Here is a 16,046-nt window from a genome sequence, read left to right as displayed (position 1 = left end):
GTGCGATCGTGCGAACGCATGCGGCTGCATTGAATCCGTCTGATCGGCCCATGCATCTCCATGCTCACATTCCCAAAAAAGAGCCTGATTTTGGAGATTCTCACACTGTCGAAACGGCGTTGATAGATTTGGGCTTCTACCGAGGAGGGCCGTGCCTGCCCTTTTGAAAGGGCGGGCGATGTCGGGCAACCCGCGCCGCCTCGAATATTGCACCGCTCCTAAGACCAAAGGTTAGGTGGGGGCTGGAAACGACGCAGCGTCGCCAGTCATGCCACTCACTTTTGCCATCCGACGCATTGCCCAACGCGATCGAAAACACGACCGTGATGCAAAGGGCGATTGTCCGTGATCGGCCGATCTGACACATTTGGTGCAGGCCCTCCCCGCCATCGGGTCAGACGCCAAGAAGCCCGTCGCATCAAAAGGTGTGGCCATCGGAGAGTGATTATGAAAGTTGGTGTGCAAGCCGTCGTCTACCCCGGCTTCGTCCCCGTGCTGGAACAAGCCAGAGCGGTCGAAGGCAAAGGGTTCGCGTCGTTCTTTTGTGGCGAGCATCACCACTATCCTGAATCCACCCCGGTACCCGAATTCTACAAGGAAACCGGCGTACCGGGTTTCTATCGATCAGTGCCCGATCCCCTGATCACGCTGGGCGCAGTGACGGCCGTCGCGCCAAAGTTGCTGGTGGGAACCTCGATCCTGCTGCTGCCGATACACGATCCGCTGACGCTCGCCAACCGGATCGCTACCGTCGCCGACATGGCCAGCGGCAAGGCGATCATTGGCATGGGCGTCGGGTGGAACGAACCGGAATTGCGCAATCATGGCATCGAATTTGCGACCCGTGTCGACCGGGCGTATGAAATCATGGTGGCCATCAAGCGCATGTGGGCGGATCGCACTTCATCGTATGACGGAGACTTCGTGAAATACGAGGAATCAAGCGTCGCGCATCCGGTCAATGAGCCATACCCTCCGCTGATCATGGGGGGCCGTTTGTTAAAGAAGAACCTCAAAATCATCGCCGAAGCGGGTGACGGATGGCTACCGACCGACACCTACGAGCGTACGTTTGGCACCAGCCTTGACGAGGGCATCGAGAAGTTGAACGCCGCGGTGCGCGAACAGGGGCGCGATCCGGCATCCCTTACCAACGTCTTCCTCTATGCAGAGACGATGCTCTACGACCGTGATCCGGAGACGTTCGCCAAAGATGCACCAACGCGCGATGATCTGGCGCGGTTGGAGCGCCTCGGCTTCAAGCATGTTCTGATCGGGCTGCCGGCTTTTTCAAGCGAGCACTTCTATGGCGCGATCGAACATGCGGCCAAGGTGGCCGAACCCTGGCTGTTCAACACCGATTGATCCGGTCGATCGGAGGCTTCGGCGTATTGCGCGGGGATCATCGCTGGGGTGGCTCTACCCCATATTGCGGGCGATCATCTTTTCGAAGAAAGCCAGTACGCTCAGGTGATACGCGCGGCCCACGCGGTGCAAGCGGATGTTGTGGCCGCTATCTTGCTGGATTACGATCCGCCCACCGCGACTGTGGCGCAGCCAACGCGCCACCTCGGCGGGAAGCTCGGGGGTCAGCAGCGACGATACCTCCTGCGCCGCGAAGGTCCAGCGCAGCGGTGTGCCGATCGTCTCCACCGTCTCTTGCGCCCGGGCCGGGAAGTCGACCACTTCCTTGATTTCCTTGACCACCGCCTGATGGTTGACCGGATCATCGTTGATCACCGCCGGGTCGAATGTTCCGTCCGTACCAAAGAACATCGCACGCAGCATCTCCGGCCCACTACGCGGTAGCAGTGCATCGCCACGGTCGGTCGCCTGGGCAAGGCTTGCGCGAATGCCTTGATCCTGTTCAGGCGTAAAGCGCAAAGGCGCACCGGCGACTTCGATCCCGGCGATCGCCGCACCTTCCGCCGACGTGACCGCGAGCAGCGCCAGCACCGCGCCCAACGAATGACAGATCAGGAAGACTGGCAGGCTACGATCGCTTCCCAGGGAGCGGCTGAGATCGTGGATGATCCGAACCTGTTCTGCGAAAGTCGCCCCATCGCTGAATCCCGCCACGCTATGGCCGTTGCCGGGCCGATCCAACGCCACCACATCGAAGCCCAAACCTGCGCCAAGATGGAGCAGCGAGTTGTCCAGGGCGGAAGGGTGATGAAAATACTGCGCGTCATGCGCTCCGCCGTGGAGGGCGATGACCACGCCCCGTGGCGTGACTGGTGTGGCTCGCAAGGCCGAGAGGTGCCAGCCATCGCCGTTGAGAACGATGCGAACTACCTCCCCGCCATTGCCGGTCGTGACAGCGAGACGAAGATGTTCTTCGGGCGAAGGAATTCGCGGATCCCGTGAATGCCGCCCAGACGCCCGACGCCGCTTTGGCCATATCCTCCAAATGGCACGGCGGTGGGGATGCCGGTGAAACCGTTCACCCAGATATTGCCAGCCACCAGCTGCTTCGCCGCGCAATGGGCCCGTTGCAGGTTCTGCGTCCAGACGTAGGCGGCCAGACCGAAATCCGTCCCGTTCGCCAAGGTGATCGCCTCTTCCTCAGTTTCAAACCGGGTGACGGCAATGACCGGGCCAAACACCTCGTGCTGTGAAAGCTCTGCCTGGTGCGGAACGTCGGCGAACACGGTGGGTGCGATGTAAAAGCCATTGGCCATGGCGCCGCCCAAACGCTCACCGCCCGTCAGCAGGCGCGCACCCGATCCATGCGCCCGGTCGATCATTCCCATGATCCGATTGACCGCCCGCTCATCCACGACGGGCCCCATCACGGTGGAAGGATCGGTAGGATCGCCGACCACGATCCCCTCTGCCACGCGCTTCATCCGCTCCAGCACTTCGTCGTAGATCGAGGCCTGCACCAGTATGCGGGTGGGGTTGATGCAGCCCTGCCCGCTGTTGTTGCTAGCACCCTGCAAAGACTGCCGCGCGAAGGCATCAAGATCGGCATCGTCAAAGACGATCGAGGCGGACTTGCCACCCAGTTCCAGGTGCACCGGCGTGGAGCGGACGGCAGCAGATTGTAGGATATGCCGCGCGGTAGCGCCGCTGCCGGTGAAGCTGATCTTGTCCACACCGGGATGACTGGTCAGCGCCGCACCCGCTTCGGGCCCGCCGGTAACGATATTGACGATGCCGGGAGGAATCCCGGCATCAAGGCACAGCTGCCCGAAACGCAGCGCCGAATATGGGGCCAGTTCCGGCGGCTTGACCACCACGGCATTGCCCGCCGCCAGGATCGGGCCCAGCAACATGCCCAACGCATAAATCGGCCCGTTCCAAGGAATGATGGCCGCAACCACGCCGTAAGGCTCGTCCAGCGTATAATCCAACGCGAGGGTTGGCCATGTGGCGATGACATCGCCGCCGATCTTGTCGGTCCATCCGGCGTTGTAGAGGAAACTGTCGGCGGCTGTATGTGGACCATAAGACTGGATGGTAATCGGGATACTGTTTTCGATCGTGCCGATGCCTGCCAGTTCCCCGGCATTCTTCCGCAGCAGGTTAGCCAACCGGATCAGCGCATCGCGGCGTTCGTTGCGCGGCATGTCGGCCCAGAGCGGCGCGGCGCGGCGCGCGGCGCCGACAGCCTCGTTGATCTCCGCCACGCCCGCCAGGGGGATATTGCCGGTGGGCTTGCCGGTCGCCGCGTAGATATGCTGGAACGTGCCGCCGCTGGCGCTTTCCAGCTGACGATCACCGATCATCAACACGGGTTTTGGCAGAAGTGTAAGGTCGGCCTCGGCGATCATCGTCATCTCCAAAAAACCAGGTATCAGCGGGCAGGATCGTTGCGGGGAACATCGTCATAAATGCGCAAGGCATCCCCGGCGAAGTGAACGTACTCGCTATAGATACCGAGCAGCCTTCGCGTATCGACGTAGATCGCCCGCAGTTGTCCATCCATCGCCGAAGCATTCATCGGCGTGTCAAAGCCGCCCTTCGCAATCGCCTGTTCCAGCGCCCGCCAATCCTCCATCGTTTCCACGCGCCGTCCCAGATGCTGCAGCCGCAACTCACCGGCGGCTTCGGGGACGTAATCATGGTACATCTCCGGCGCGCCTGGCCCGAGTTGCAGGACTTCGATCTGGCTATCGCCGACCCAGGCGTGAACCGCTTCCATCCACTCCGAGCTTCGCTTGCGACGATAGCGCGTCACGCCGAATTGTTCAGCCAGGGTCACCACCGCGGCGTCGAGATCGCGAGTGACGTAGCCAAACTGATAGAAGCCACCCAATGGCAGGAAGCATTGTGCCACGCGGCTCACTCCTTACCGATCAGGAGATGCATCTCCTCGATGCCCGGGACCGAGTCCATGTGAATGCGGACGGGCTTTTCGGGATCAAGGCGGAAATCCGGGATGCGCGGCAACCATTCCTGCAAAACGATCTGCAATTCGGCCCGCGCCAGCGGTGCGCCCACGCATTTGTGAGGACCATTTCCGAAAGTATTGTGCGTGGGTATCCCGCTTTCGGTCATCAGTTCGGGCCGATCAAAATCGACGTCCATCGCGTTTTTGTACAGCCGATCATCAATGCTGGAGCACCCGATCGGCACCATGATCATCTCATCCGCCTTCATCGTCGCACCCTTGCGCTCCACGTCGGACATGATCAGGCGGCCGGTGTTCGAGAGGCCGTGGCGCCGCAGATACTCTTCGGCGGCGCGCGGAATGATCGCGGGGTCTTCCAGAATACGGCGGCGGTGTCCGGGATTCTTGGCAAGATGGCGGATCATGAAGCTGATCGCGGAGGCGACCGTGTCCAGGCCCCCGAAGTAGATCAGCGCAGCCATGCCCTGCACTTCGTTCTCACCCTGAAAACGCGGATTGTCCCGCCAGGCGGCAATCGCGCTCATCAGGTCCGTGCCGGGATTGGCGTACCGTTCCTGCGTTACCTTATTCAGGTATCCCAGGACCTTGCCCAAGCCGGAATCGCGCTCGGCCTGGGTTTCACCCAGCATGAAGGTATGCGCCCAGTCCAGGAAGTCCTGGCGCATCTCCAACGGAAGATCGACGATACCCAGGAACATGATCACAGGAAAAACGCTGGCGAATTCCGATACGAACTCGCACCGATCCTGCTGCGCGATCTTTTCGATCAGATCGATGGCAAGTTCGCTGGCCTTTTCCTTAAGCACCGCGACTTTCTTTGGCGTGAAGAACGGGTTCAACACGGCGCGATAGCGCGCATGAAGTGGCGGATCGACCGTCAGCGGGGGCATGATGATCCGCGAAGTACCACGCGGGATGGTGAAGACTTCATGGCTGAAAATCCCGAAGTTCTCCTGGACCCAGCGAATATCCTCACCACGCGTGGTAATCCAGTGGCCACCGTTGCGCGGGGTCCACAAGATATCGTGGCCGTGTTGCTGCAGGCGGGAGAGGACCGTGTAGTTATCCTCCCCGTCCGGGATCGGCGCATGGTAATCGAAATCGACCACCAGTTCTGGCGCGACATGGGGGGGGCGCTCAACCGTATCGAAAACGGGCTCGACATCCAGCTTGCTACCTTGCGTAGCTCCTATCATCTCGGTCATCCCACCAGATATCCGCCGTCAACCGCCATGATATGCCCGGTCATGTAGCTGGAGGCGGGGCTGACGAGGAACAGGATGGCGCTGGCCAGCTCGATGGGCTGGGCGACACCAAGCAGCAAGCGTCCGGGCATCATGATCGGGCCCCGCATCGGCAGGTTCATCGACGGATCCTCGCGCATTTTGCGTGATCCACCGGAATCGACGCCGCCCGGCATCACCGCGTTGATCCGGATGCCATCGGCGGCAAATTCGCTGGCCGTGCTCTTGGTGATCGAGTTGATACCTGCCTTGGAGCTATCATAATGCACGTTGTTGACGATCGTGGGCAGCGCGGTGCCGATGGTGGAAACGTTCACGATCGCCCCGCCGCGCGCCTTGCCTTGCGAGCGCATCACCTTGATCGCTTCGCGCGAGCACAGGAACGTGCCGCGCGTGTTGACCGCGTGCATCTTGTCCCAATCCTCGACCGCCATCTCGAAGAAGTCGGCCTTGGGGCGATAGGCCGCGTTGTTGACGAGAATGTCGATCCCGCCAAACGTTTCCACCGTGCGCGCGGCCATGGCCTGCACATCAATCTCCTCGGAGACATCGGCCTTGATCGCGATGGCCTGGCCACCGGCGGCGACAATCGCATCGGAGACGCGCCGCGCCTCTTCCTCGATCAGGTCGGCGACGACGACCTTGGCGCCTGCCTGAGCCATCAGCGTAGCGGTGGCTTCCCCGATCCCGGAGCCGGCCCCGGTCACGATCGCGACCTTATCGGGGATGGTATAAAGCGAGTAGATTACATCCTGAGCGATCGTCATCGTTCTTGTCCTTTGTAATCAGCCGATCAGGAAGCCGCCATCCACGGCGATCGCTTGACCTGAAATGTATCGTCCCGCCGGACTGGCCAGCAGGAGCACCAGCCCGGTCACATCCTCGGGCACGCCGAATCCGCCGACGTGGCGGGTCATGTCCGCACCGGGACCGGTGGGCCGGAAATCGGGATTGATCGTTTCGGTGCGGATCGCGCCCGGCAGGACGGCGTTGGCCGTGATCTGATCGGAAGCAAAATCCAGCGCGACATTGCGAGTCAGCTGGTTGAGTCCCGCGCGTGACGCGGAATAGGCACCGTTGCCGTTGAGCACCGGATGGACACTGCCCATCGTGGTAATGTTGATGATCCGGCCGCCGCCGCGATTGCGCATATGCGGTATCACCGCCTTGATCATCAGAAACGCACCCTTGAGGTTCACCGCCTGGACCCGGTCCCACTCCTCGGCATCGATATCCAGCAGCGGCTTGTTGTGATTGACCACCGCGCCATTGATCAGGATATCGATCCCGCCGTGCGCCTTGGCGACATCGCTCACCACCTGCTCGACTGAGGCTGGTGACGTTATGTCGATAGTAGCGAGGGAAACGGTGCTGGGAAGATCGGCGAGAGATGCGATACGATCCGCATCGTCAGCCAGCACAACCGTGGCACCCGCCGCCGCCAGGACCAAGCCGCACGCCTTCCCCATGCCGACCGCCCCGCCCGTGACCAGCGCAACCTTGCCGGTCAGTCCGAACATGGCGCTCAGCGCGGCCGGCACGGCGTCAGCATCGGTCATCGACGTTCCTCTCAAGGTCGGCGACGTGCTCCGTCGCTCAAATTAAGAAGAACGCCTTAGACGCTGTTTTCAGGAATTGGTCAACGGGTTCTGTTCCGAATGGACTACGCCCATGTGATAATCGGATCTATTAGCGACGAACCGTCTGGCTCGTCGCCAGCGGCATCACCGTACCAAGTTCTCGAAAACGTGAGGGTCGGGGCCGATCCGTCCGGCCACATCGTGCATCCCATCCAAAAGTGCGATCGCGGAAGCATCCAGTTCCAGTTTCAAGCTTTCCAGGTTTTCACGCATGTGCGCCTCGCCGGAAGCCTTGGGTATCGCGGCGATGTCCGATTGCGTCAGCCAGCGCAGCACCAACTGGGCCGGGGTGCAGCCGATCCGGGCCGCTGCCTCCACGACCCGCGAATCAGACAAGATCGGCCCGCGGCCCAGCGGGCTCCACGCTTGCGTCACCGTGGCATGGGCGCGCCCGCGTTCGGCGGCTTCGCGCTGCTGCCAGGCCGGATGGTATTCGATCTGGTTGACCGCCGGCGCCACGCCTGTCTCGGCCACGATATGATCGAGATGCTCGACCATGAAATTCGATACCCCGATCGAACGCACCCGACCTTCGTCACGCAGCCGGATCAAAGCCTTCCAGCTATCAAGGTAGAGGTTACGATGCGGAACCGGCCAGTGGATCAGGTACAGATCGACATAGTCCAGCCCGAGCGCAGCTTGGCTTTCATCAAAGGCCCGCAACGCCTCGTCATAGCCTTGGCGGGTGTTCCACAGCTTCGTGGTGACGAACACGTCTTCGCGCGGCAGGCCACATTCGCGTACGCCCCGACCGGTTCCCGCTTCGTTGCCATAGACCGGTGCTGTATCAAACAGGCGATAGCCCAGGTCCGCCGCCTGGCGCATCGCCCGGGGCGTATCGTCGTCCGCGATCTGCATCACGCCCAGCCCCAACAGGGGCATCACATGGCCATCGTTCAACTTCACTGTCATTGTCATTGCGTGCCATCTCCCGTGGTCGGCCAAATCGTCTTGGCATGTTCCTCGCCGGGATGCGCAATATCACCACGATCGCCGGCGAGGCGGCAACGTGCTGACAGGGCAACGATCAGCACACTGATGCAAGTCCCCTCTAAACACATCAAATGCATGATGGTTATGATAAGAAGCCACCGGACTGCCCAAGACCCGCCTTCCGGGCTTGGCATCTTCGTTCCGCTAAACCTATGAGAGGCGTCTCTTCACCGCAAAATCAGCCATGCGCTTGCGGTCAACGACGGCGCTATATAAGCGCAAGCGATAGTGGAGCAAGAAGAGCGATTATCATGACGTACGAAACCATCTTGGTCGAGCAGCAGGGTGCCGTTACGCTGATAACGCTCAATCGGCCGCAGGCGCTCAATGCCCTGAACAGCCAGGTGCTGACGGAATTGACAGCGGCGTTCAACGCCTACGACGCCGATGTCACACAACGCTGCGCGGTGTTGACCGGAAGCGGTGAAAAGGCGTTCGCGGCCGGAGCGGACATTAAGGAGATGGTCGACAAGGACGCGGCGGACTTCTTCCTGGAAGACTTCTTCTCCGGTTGGCAGACTGGCGTCGTCGCCACGCGCAAGCCCTGGATCGCTGCCGTCGCCGGCTTCGCGCTGGGCGGCGGATGCGAGCTGGCGATGATGGCGGATTTCATCATCGCAGCCGATACCGCGAAGTTCGGCCAGCCCGAGATCAAGCTCGGCGTCGCGCCGGGCATGGGCGGATCGCAACGTCTGACGCGCGCCGTGGGCAAGGCGAAGGCGATGGAGATGTGCCTGACCGGCCGCAATATGGACGCAGCTGAAGCGGAGCGCTCGGGCCTCGTCTCGCGCATCGTTGCCGCCGATCAATTGGTGGCAGAGGCGCTGAAGACGGCGCAGGCCATCGCCGCGATGCCGCCAATGGCTGCAATGGTGAACAAGGAAATGGTCAACATCGCGTTCGAAACCAATCTGGCGCAAGGCCTGCTGACCGAGCGGCGCCTGTTCCAGATCCTGACCGCCACGCAGGACAAGAAGGAAGGCATGACCGCGTTCGTCGAGAAGCGTCCCGGTGTTTGGAAAGGCCGCTGATCCCTTCTTCCATCTCATCTGCATGTCGCGACCAGCGCGCGACATGCCGGCCGGGTGACAGGGAAGCCGGGATGCCGCACCGCGCCGGGTTGAGAGAGGCCACGATGATAAGAACGACGCATCAAACAACCGGCTCCGGGAACGCGGCCCTCCACTCCTGCAAAGATGGCACATGCTGATGCAGCGTCCCGGTACGATCGCCGCCATGACCGGCGCGACGGCGACCGAGGTGGTTGCCGCGCTCGAGGCGATGCCGCTGACAGAAATGCTGGCGGCGTCGGAGGCTTTGACGCTGTCGGGATTTGGCGCGCTCGTCACCTATTCGCGCAAGGTTTTCATTCCGCTCACCCAGTTGTGCCGCGACGTTTGCCACTACTGCACGTTCGCCACCACGCCCCGCCACATCAAGCCTTACCTGACGCGGGACGAGGTGCTGGCGATCGCGCGGGCGGGTGAGGCCATGGGTTGCCGCGAGGCGCTGTTCACCTTGGGCGATCAGCCAGAGGCGCGTTACAATGCCGCGCGCGACGCCTTGTCCGACATGGGCTTTGCCAGCACGCTGGGCTACCTGCGCCAGTGCGCGGCGGATGTCCTGGCGGAAACCAACTTGCTACCTCACCTGAATCCAGGCCTAATGGATGCACAGGACTACGCAGCGCTGCGCCCGGTTTCCGCTTCCATGGGACTGATGTTGGAAAGCACCAGCGTTCGTTTGACGGAGCCAGGCGGCCCGCATCACGGCTCGCCAGACAAGGCCCCCGCCCTGCGCCTGGCTGCGATCGAGGAGGCGGGCCGCGCCGCCGTGCCTTTCACTACCGGACTGCTGATCGGCATCGGCGAAACCCGGATGGAGCGGATTGAGGCCCTGGTCGCCATTCGCGATCTTCACGCCCGCTATGGCCATATCCAAGAAGTCATCATCCAAAACTTCCGAGCCAAGCCTGACACCAGAATGGCTCATCACTCGGAACCTTCGCTGGAGGAGCATCTCTGGACCATCGCCGCAGCCCGGCTGATCCTGGGCGCGCGGATGACGATCCAGGCGCCGCCCAACCTGCATGAGCCCGAAAGCTTCGTGCAACTGCTCCGCGCAGGCGTGAACGACTGGGGCGGCGTCTCGCCCGTCACGCCGGACCACGTGAATCCGGAAGCGCCTTGGCCGCAACTGGAACTGCTGGAAACGCTGACGGCGCGTACGGGCCGCGTCCTGCAACAGCGCCTGGCGATCGGGCCACACTTTGCCCAGCAGCCTGACACATGGCTGGATCCGACGCTGCGCCGCCGAGTTCGCGAAGTCGTCGATGCGCGTGGGTTGCCCGTGGTGGACGGATGGCGCCCCGGCATCGCCCAAACCATGCCTTTCGATTTGCCCATCGGCGATACCGCCTTGTCAGCGCAAATCGAGACGATCATCGCCAGAGCCGCAAAAGGCGAGCGGCTGCCAGAGGCTGACATCGTCACGCTGTTCAGTGCGGAGGGCGGCGACATCACCCGGATCGCGAAGGGTGCCGACCTGCTACGGTACGAAACGCGCGGCAATGTCGCTACCTACGTGATCAATCGCAACATCAACTACACCAACATCTGCCTCTACAAATGCGGCTTCTGCGGCTTTTCCAAGGGGAGCACGCGATCGGAACGCGGCCCGGCCTATCGCCTGCCATTGGCCGAAGTGGCGGAGCGCGCGGTCGATGCGGTGCAGCGGGGGGCTACCGAAGTCTGCCTGCAGGGCGGCATCCACCCGGAGTTCGACGGGGACTATTATCTGAGCGTCGTGCGAGCGGTGAAGGATGCCGCGCCGGACCTTCACGTGCACGCCTTCTCGCCGTTAGAAGTTACGCACGGCGCGCAGACCTTGGGTCTCAGCTTGCCCGATTACCTCACGAGGCTGCGCGACGCGGGTCTTGCCAGCCTGCCCGGCACCGCGGCGGAAATCCTGGACGACGAAGTGCGCGCGGTTATCTGCCCCGACAAGCTGATGACCGCGCAATGGCTGGAGGTGATGCGTGCCGCCCATGGCGTCGGCCTACGATCCACCGCCACGATCATGTTCGGCCATGTCGACCGCTACGATCATTGGGCGCGGCACTTGCTGGCGATCCGTGACCTTCAGGCGGAAACCGGCGGCTTTACCGAGTTCGTGCCGTTGCCGTTCGTTCACATGGGTGCACCGATCGCCCGCAAGGGCCTGTCCCGCTCTGGTCCCAGCGCCCGCGAGGTGCTGATGATGCACGCCATTGCCCGCCTCGTCCTGCATCCGCTCATCACCAATATCCAGGCCAGCTGGGTGAAGCTGGGCCCTGACGGCGTGACGCGGTTGCTGGGTGCGGGAGTAAACGACATGGGCGGAACCTTGATGGACGAATCCATCACGCGCTCCGCCGGCGGCCAGCACGGCCAGATCTGTGATCCCAACGCGATGGCCGCCATGGCACGCGCTGCGAACCGAACTGCGCAACGCCGCTCTACCCTCTACGTAAACCAAGGATTGGTCGAACTCGCATGAATAGCTTCGAGAATACCTCTGAAGTCATCGCCGTCCTCGGCGGCACGGGCAATCTCGGTTCAGCGATTGCGCGCCGCCTCGCCATGGCCGGACGCAACGTGATCATCGGCTCGCGTACGGCTGAAAGCGCCGAAAACGCAGCGCAAGCTCTGAGTCACAACGCTCGCGGCATGGCCAACGCCGACGCCGCGCGCGGAGCGGATATCGTCATCGTCACCGTGCCATTCTCCGCGCATGAGGCGACTTTGCGCGAGATCGCTCCCCACGTTGCAGGAAAGCTGGTGGTGGATACCACGGTGCCGCTGGTGCCGCCCAAGGTGATGCGCGTACAGCTGCCGAAGGAGGGCAGCGCCGCGCAACGCGCGCAGGCGATTCTGGGTGAAGGCGTCAGCATAGTCAGCGGCTTCCACAACGTGGCGGCACACAAGCTGATCACCGATGAGGAGATCGATTGCGACGTGCTGATTTTCGGCGACGAGAAAGCTGCGCGTGAACGGATCGTAGCACTCGCCGAACTCATGGGCATGCGCGGTATCCATGCTGGTGCGCTGGCGAACTCGGCGGCAGCCGAAGCGCTGACCTCGGTGCTGATCTTCATCAACAAGACCTATTCCGCCGATGGCGCCGGCATTCGGCTGACGCGCCTACACACCGCAGAATAGGCCAAGACGAATGCTGGAGCTTCACCCGCTCCATGGCTTGCCGGAAGTGAGCGAGGGGGCGGATCTGGCCGCCCTTCTTGCCGATGCCGTGACGGCTGCTGGCATCGAACCGCAGCCGCAGGACGTGCTCGTCGTCACACAGAAGATCGTCTCGAAGGCGGAAGGTCGCATGGTCGATCTTGCCACTGTCGAGCCCGGTCCGCAGGCGCTGGCCATGGCGGCGGACACCGCTCGCGATGCCCGCGTGATCGAGCTGATCCTGCGCGAATCCTCCGCCATCATCCGCGCAACGCCGCAAGTTCTGGTGACGCGTCATCATAGCGGCCATGTCATGGCGAATGCCGGGATCGATCGCTCCAACCTTGGCAAGGGGAATGCCGAAAAAGTGCTGTTGCTGCCAGAGGATGCCGACGCGTCTGCCCTCGCCCTGCACACCACGCTCGCCACCCGCTTCGCGCACGCACCGGCCATCGTCATATCCGACAGCTTTGGCCGCCCCTGGCGCATGGGCACGGTAAATGTGGCGATCGGCGCGGCCGGGCTGCCCTCCATCATCGATCAGCGCGGAGATATCGATCGTGACGGGCGCCTGTTGATGGTGACGCAAGTGGCACTGGCTGACATGATCGCCAGCGCGGCCGGCCTTGTCGCGGGCGAGGCCGCAGAGGGCATCCCCGCCGTCTATGTTCGCGGTCTGTCATGGTCCGCACCGGATGCGCCTGCAAAGGCATTGGTCCGCCCCATCACCGAGGACCTGTTCCGATGACAGAAAGCCCGGCCCAAGGCGGCAAGGTCGTGATCCTGACAGGCGGCGTCGGCGGCGCGAAGCTGGCGTTGGGGATGGCGCATGCCGGGCTGGACGCCGAAATCACCGCGATCGTCAACACCGGCGACGATTTCGAGCACATGGGGCTGCGCATCTCTCCCGATATTGACACCTTGCTCTACACCCTGTCGGGCAAGGCCAACGCCGCGCAAGGCTGGGGGCGTGACGGGGAAACCTGGTCGTTCATGGACGCCGCCAAGTCCCTCGGCGCGCCCGATTGGTTCAATCTGGGTGATGGCGATCTGGCGCTGCACGTGCTTCGCACGCAGGCGTTACGCGATGACCGAAGCCTGTCGGATATCACGCGGCGCTTCGCGCAAAGCTGGGGCATCACGATGCGCGTGCTGCCGATGACGGACCAGCCCTTGGCCACTATCGTTCACACAGATGAGGGCGATCTGCCCTTTCAGAGCTACTTCGTCGAGAAGCGCTGCGCCCCCATCGTCCGCGACATCTCGTTTATGGGTGAGGCCGACGCGAAGCCTGCCAAGAATGTGGTGGCGGCCATCACCGATCCGGACAATCGCGCGGTCATCATTGCGCCATCGAACCCTTTTCTCAGTATCGCGCCGATCCTTTCCGTGCCGGGGATCGCCGACGCCCTGCGCCAGACCGACGCGCCAGTGGTAGCGGTATCCCCCTTGGTCGGCGGGCAGGCTGTAAAAGGTCCCACCAGCAAGATCATGACTGAGCTGGGCCTGGCGCACAATGCCTGCGCCGTGGCCGAATTCTACGGCGACATCATCGACGCGATGCTGGTGGACGAGCGGGATGACCCGTCGATCGCCCTGCCCGAAGGTATCGTCGTCTGCCATGCGGATACGCTGATGCACAGCCTGGCGGACAAGGTGCGCGTTGCGAAAGCTGCGCTGGCTCTGGCAGACACCATGCGATGAATTGGAACCTGGTCATTCCGTTCAAGGCGGCCGACGACCGCAAGCAACGCCTGGCCGGCGCGGTATCCAAAGCAGAGCGAGTTCGCCTGACCGAACAGTGGATGCAGCACGTTTGTCGCATCGCGCGCCCTCTCGCCCGCGTGATCCTGCTTTCGCCCCGCGCCAGCGCAGCCGGCCATGGCTGGCTGGAGGATCATGGTCGCGGCCTCAACATGGAACTGGCCCTGGCACGTGCCGTGTTGGCCCCTGGCCCGTTCGCGATCATTCATGCCGACTTGCCGAGCCTGACGGGGGAAGAGGTTCAGGCGTTGTTGGACGCCGCCGCATCGTCCGGCTGCGCCATCGCCCCGGATCGCCATGGGAACGGCACAAACGCAATCGCCATCGCCGACAATAGACCGTTCGCATTCCATTTCGGCGCAGGCAGCCTGATGTTTCATCAACGAGAAGCAGGGAATGCCTGTACGATCGTCACTGCAGCAGGCTTGGCCTGTGATATCGATACCCCGACGGACCTTGCAGAGTGGCGCGACAGCCCCGCAGCGGCGTTCAAGTTTTAATTTACCAGAGCAGCCCGTACCGCGGCGCGGTCAACGCCCACATGCGTCAGGTAAGCGTCGATGCTTCCGAACGCGGCATCAATTTCCGAAAGCGACGTTTGGAGGAATTCGCGCCGGACGCCGCCCAACACACGTAGCATCGCATCGCTCGCGTCGATGCCGACATCCGCCATCACCGCTTTGGTAGATAAATGAACCTGGGGATGCACCCGGCCTTCGCTGGCCAGATAATCGGCCATGGCATCATCGGGTGAAACGCCCGCCGCGATCAGCAGCATCGCGCATAAAAATCCCGTCCGGTCCTTGCCCGCCGTGCAATGGACCAACAACGGCGTTTCGCCACGCGCGACAAGACCGGCCGCCTCGCCCAGCGCCTTGCCGGCGGCGTGAGGCAGCTCCCGATAGGTGCTGGTCATCATCACGATCGCACCGCCCTCCCCGGGATCGTCAAGCAGAGCTTGGTGCGGCATGGCATGGGCGCGGAAGTCTGCCGTGACATCGAAATCGTGGATCCGGGCACCTTGGGCATGCAGCCATGCATTCGGCGCCCGGGCCCTTTCACGGTCGCTGCGAAGATCAATCACGCTGTGAATGCGCAGTGCCGCCAGGACTGCTGCGTCTTGCTCTGGCGGGGCAAGGTGTTCCGAACGATAGAGTACGTTGCACCGCACCGTCCTACCCCCGCCTGCGGCAAGCCCTCCTACGTCGCGAAAATTGGGTGCGCATCGCGCGATCGGAATGGCAGACGAGGACATACGCGTATCTCCCAAACTAACCGCCCTTCGCTCTTGCGTGCTTAGCCAGAGGTTGGGCTGAAGGGCACCAATACGCCGGGATCGCGACTTTCAGAACGCCAGCGCACCGAACCTGTAGGTCGTTCCAGAAACCGGCGCACGCGTTCCACTTGTCCGGTCCGGGTCACTTCCAGCGCGAGTTCATGGACCAGACGATCCTGCGCAGTCATGCGATCGCGCTGCCGCAGATAGTCGTGCCAAGTGGGGCAACTGAACCGCTCGACCCAGGCAGACCCGTCGCCGACATCACGCGCAAGCGACCATTGATACGCGCCGTTGCGTCGCCGGAACTGACCCACATCCTGCATGAGTTCATAAAACTGGCGCGCTTTCTCGGGGTCGACGCCATAGTCTATCTCGACGAGGATGGGACCGCTGCGACCGGTTAGACCAAGCACCTCTTCCGGGTGCGCCATCTGCTTGACCTCTGTCTCGCTGACAGCGCCGGGATCAGCAATTCGCAGTTTGCGGCCGATCGCAGTCACCAGCAGCATCGCGATGCCGGATGCGGCAATGCCCCATCCAGTCCCCATATGC

16 protein-coding genes are annotated in these 16,046 nt (G+C 62.5%); 7 read left to right on the top strand and 9 right to left on the bottom strand.

Going from position 1 to position 16,046, the window contains the following annotated elements:
- Nucleotides 1–492: 492 nt before the first annotated feature.
- Nucleotides 493–1,365 carry a TIGR03619 family F420-dependent LLM class oxidoreductase gene (locus ACHWRX_RS11035; RefSeq protein ID WP_394659237.1) on the top strand — a complete coding sequence of 291 codons (873 nt, stop codon included), beginning with the start codon at nucleotides 493–495 and terminating at the stop codon, nucleotides 1,363–1,365.
- Nucleotides 1,366–1,419: 54 nt separating this feature from the next.
- Here the strand turns inward: ACHWRX_RS11035 and ACHWRX_RS11030 are convergent, their stop codons facing one another.
- From ACHWRX_RS11030 to ACHWRX_RS11000, 7 genes are all read right to left on the bottom strand, one after another.
- Nucleotides 1,420–2,220, bottom strand: coding sequence for an alpha/beta hydrolase (locus ACHWRX_RS11030; protein ID WP_394659236.1), 801 nt, complete (start codon nucleotides 2,218–2,220; stop codon nucleotides 1,420–1,422).
- Between the two features lie 71 nt (nucleotides 2,221–2,291).
- Complete coding sequence (locus ACHWRX_RS11025) at nucleotides 2,292–3,776, bottom strand: aldehyde dehydrogenase family protein (protein WP_394659235.1); 1,485 nt, start codon at nucleotides 3,774–3,776, stop codon at nucleotides 2,292–2,294.
- A gap of 23 nt (nucleotides 3,777–3,799) precedes the next feature.
- Entirely contained in the window at nucleotides 3,800–4,282 is a 483-nt protein-coding gene (locus tag ACHWRX_RS11020) for a VOC family protein (protein ID WP_288414594.1), read from the bottom strand.
- Nucleotides 4,283–4,287: 5 nt separating this feature from the next.
- Entirely contained in the window at nucleotides 4,288–5,562 is a 1,275-nt protein-coding gene (locus ACHWRX_RS11015; protein ID WP_394659234.1) for a cytochrome P450, read from the bottom strand.
- Entirely contained in the window at nucleotides 5,559–6,368 is an 810-nt protein-coding gene (locus ACHWRX_RS11010) for an SDR family NAD(P)-dependent oxidoreductase (RefSeq protein ID WP_288414597.1), read from the bottom strand. The genes ACHWRX_RS11015 and ACHWRX_RS11010 overlap by 4 nt, the downstream gene beginning before the upstream one ends.
- Before the next feature lie 18 nt (nucleotides 6,369–6,386).
- Nucleotides 6,387–7,160, bottom strand: a complete 774-nt coding sequence (locus ACHWRX_RS11005; RefSeq protein WP_394659233.1) for an SDR family NAD(P)-dependent oxidoreductase — start codon at nucleotides 7,158–7,160, stop codon at nucleotides 6,387–6,389.
- A gap of 165 nt (nucleotides 7,161–7,325) precedes the next feature.
- The gene (locus tag ACHWRX_RS11000; RefSeq protein WP_394659232.1) at nucleotides 7,326–8,159 is read right to left on the bottom strand and encodes an aldo/keto reductase; all 834 of its coding nucleotides are present in this window, start codon (nucleotides 8,157–8,159) and stop codon (nucleotides 7,326–7,328) included.
- Nucleotides 8,160–8,485: 326 nt separating this feature from the next.
- Here ACHWRX_RS11000 and ACHWRX_RS10995 point away from each other — a divergent pair, with 326 nt between their 5' ends.
- From ACHWRX_RS10995 to cofC, 6 genes are all read left to right on the top strand, one after another.
- Complete coding sequence (locus ACHWRX_RS10995) at nucleotides 8,486–9,265, top strand: enoyl-CoA hydratase-related protein (protein ID WP_394659231.1); 780 nt, start codon at nucleotides 8,486–8,488, stop codon at nucleotides 9,263–9,265.
- Nucleotides 9,266–9,443: 178 nt separating this feature from the next.
- The gene (gene cofH, locus ACHWRX_RS10990) at nucleotides 9,444–11,771 is read left to right on the top strand and encodes a 5-amino-6-(D-ribitylamino)uracil--L-tyrosine 4-hydroxyphenyl transferase CofH (RefSeq protein WP_394659269.1); all 2,328 of its coding nucleotides are present in this window, start codon (nucleotides 9,444–9,446) and stop codon (nucleotides 11,769–11,771) included.
- Nucleotides 11,768–12,433 (top strand): NADPH-dependent F420 reductase, encoded by a 666-nt coding sequence (gene npdG, locus ACHWRX_RS10985; RefSeq protein ID WP_394659230.1) that lies wholly within the window; start codon nucleotides 11,768–11,770, stop codon nucleotides 12,431–12,433. Before cofH ends, npdG begins: the two co-directional genes overlap by 4 nt.
- Before the next feature lie 10 nt (nucleotides 12,434–12,443).
- The gene (cofE, locus tag ACHWRX_RS10980) at nucleotides 12,444–13,199 is read left to right on the top strand and encodes a coenzyme F420-0:L-glutamate ligase (RefSeq protein ID WP_394659229.1); all 756 of its coding nucleotides are present in this window, start codon (nucleotides 12,444–12,446) and stop codon (nucleotides 13,197–13,199) included.
- On the top strand, nucleotides 13,196–14,155 hold the full coding sequence (gene cofD / locus ACHWRX_RS10975; RefSeq protein ID WP_394659228.1) for a 2-phospho-L-lactate transferase: 960 nt from the start codon (nucleotides 13,196–13,198) through the stop codon (nucleotides 14,153–14,155). Before cofE ends, cofD begins: the two co-directional genes overlap by 4 nt.
- The gene (gene cofC, locus ACHWRX_RS10970) at nucleotides 14,152–14,715 is read left to right on the top strand and encodes a 2-phospho-L-lactate guanylyltransferase (protein ID WP_288486452.1); all 564 of its coding nucleotides are present in this window, start codon (nucleotides 14,152–14,154) and stop codon (nucleotides 14,713–14,715) included. The genes cofD and cofC overlap by 4 nt, the downstream gene beginning before the upstream one ends.
- On the opposite strand, the gene ACHWRX_RS10965 is transcribed toward cofC, so the two are convergent.
- Both ACHWRX_RS10965 and ACHWRX_RS10960 read right to left on the bottom strand, forming a co-directional pair.
- Nucleotides 14,712–15,470 (bottom strand): tyrosine-protein phosphatase, encoded by a 759-nt coding sequence (locus tag ACHWRX_RS10965; RefSeq protein WP_394659227.1) that lies wholly within the window; start codon nucleotides 15,468–15,470, stop codon nucleotides 14,712–14,714. The two genes, cofC and ACHWRX_RS10965, sit on opposite strands and share 4 nt — an antisense overlap.
- A gap of 41 nt (nucleotides 15,471–15,511) precedes the next feature.
- Nucleotides 15,512–16,046 (bottom strand): MFS transporter (locus ACHWRX_RS10960; RefSeq protein ID WP_394659226.1); only part of this gene is annotated, 535 nt, incomplete at its 5' end.

The organism is uncultured Novosphingobium sp. (genome assembly GCF_964277725.1).
Lineage (GTDB): Bacteria > Pseudomonadota > Alphaproteobacteria > Sphingomonadales > Sphingomonadaceae > Novosphingobium > Novosphingobium fluoreni.
This window is presented reverse-complemented; position numbering and strand designations above follow the sequence as displayed.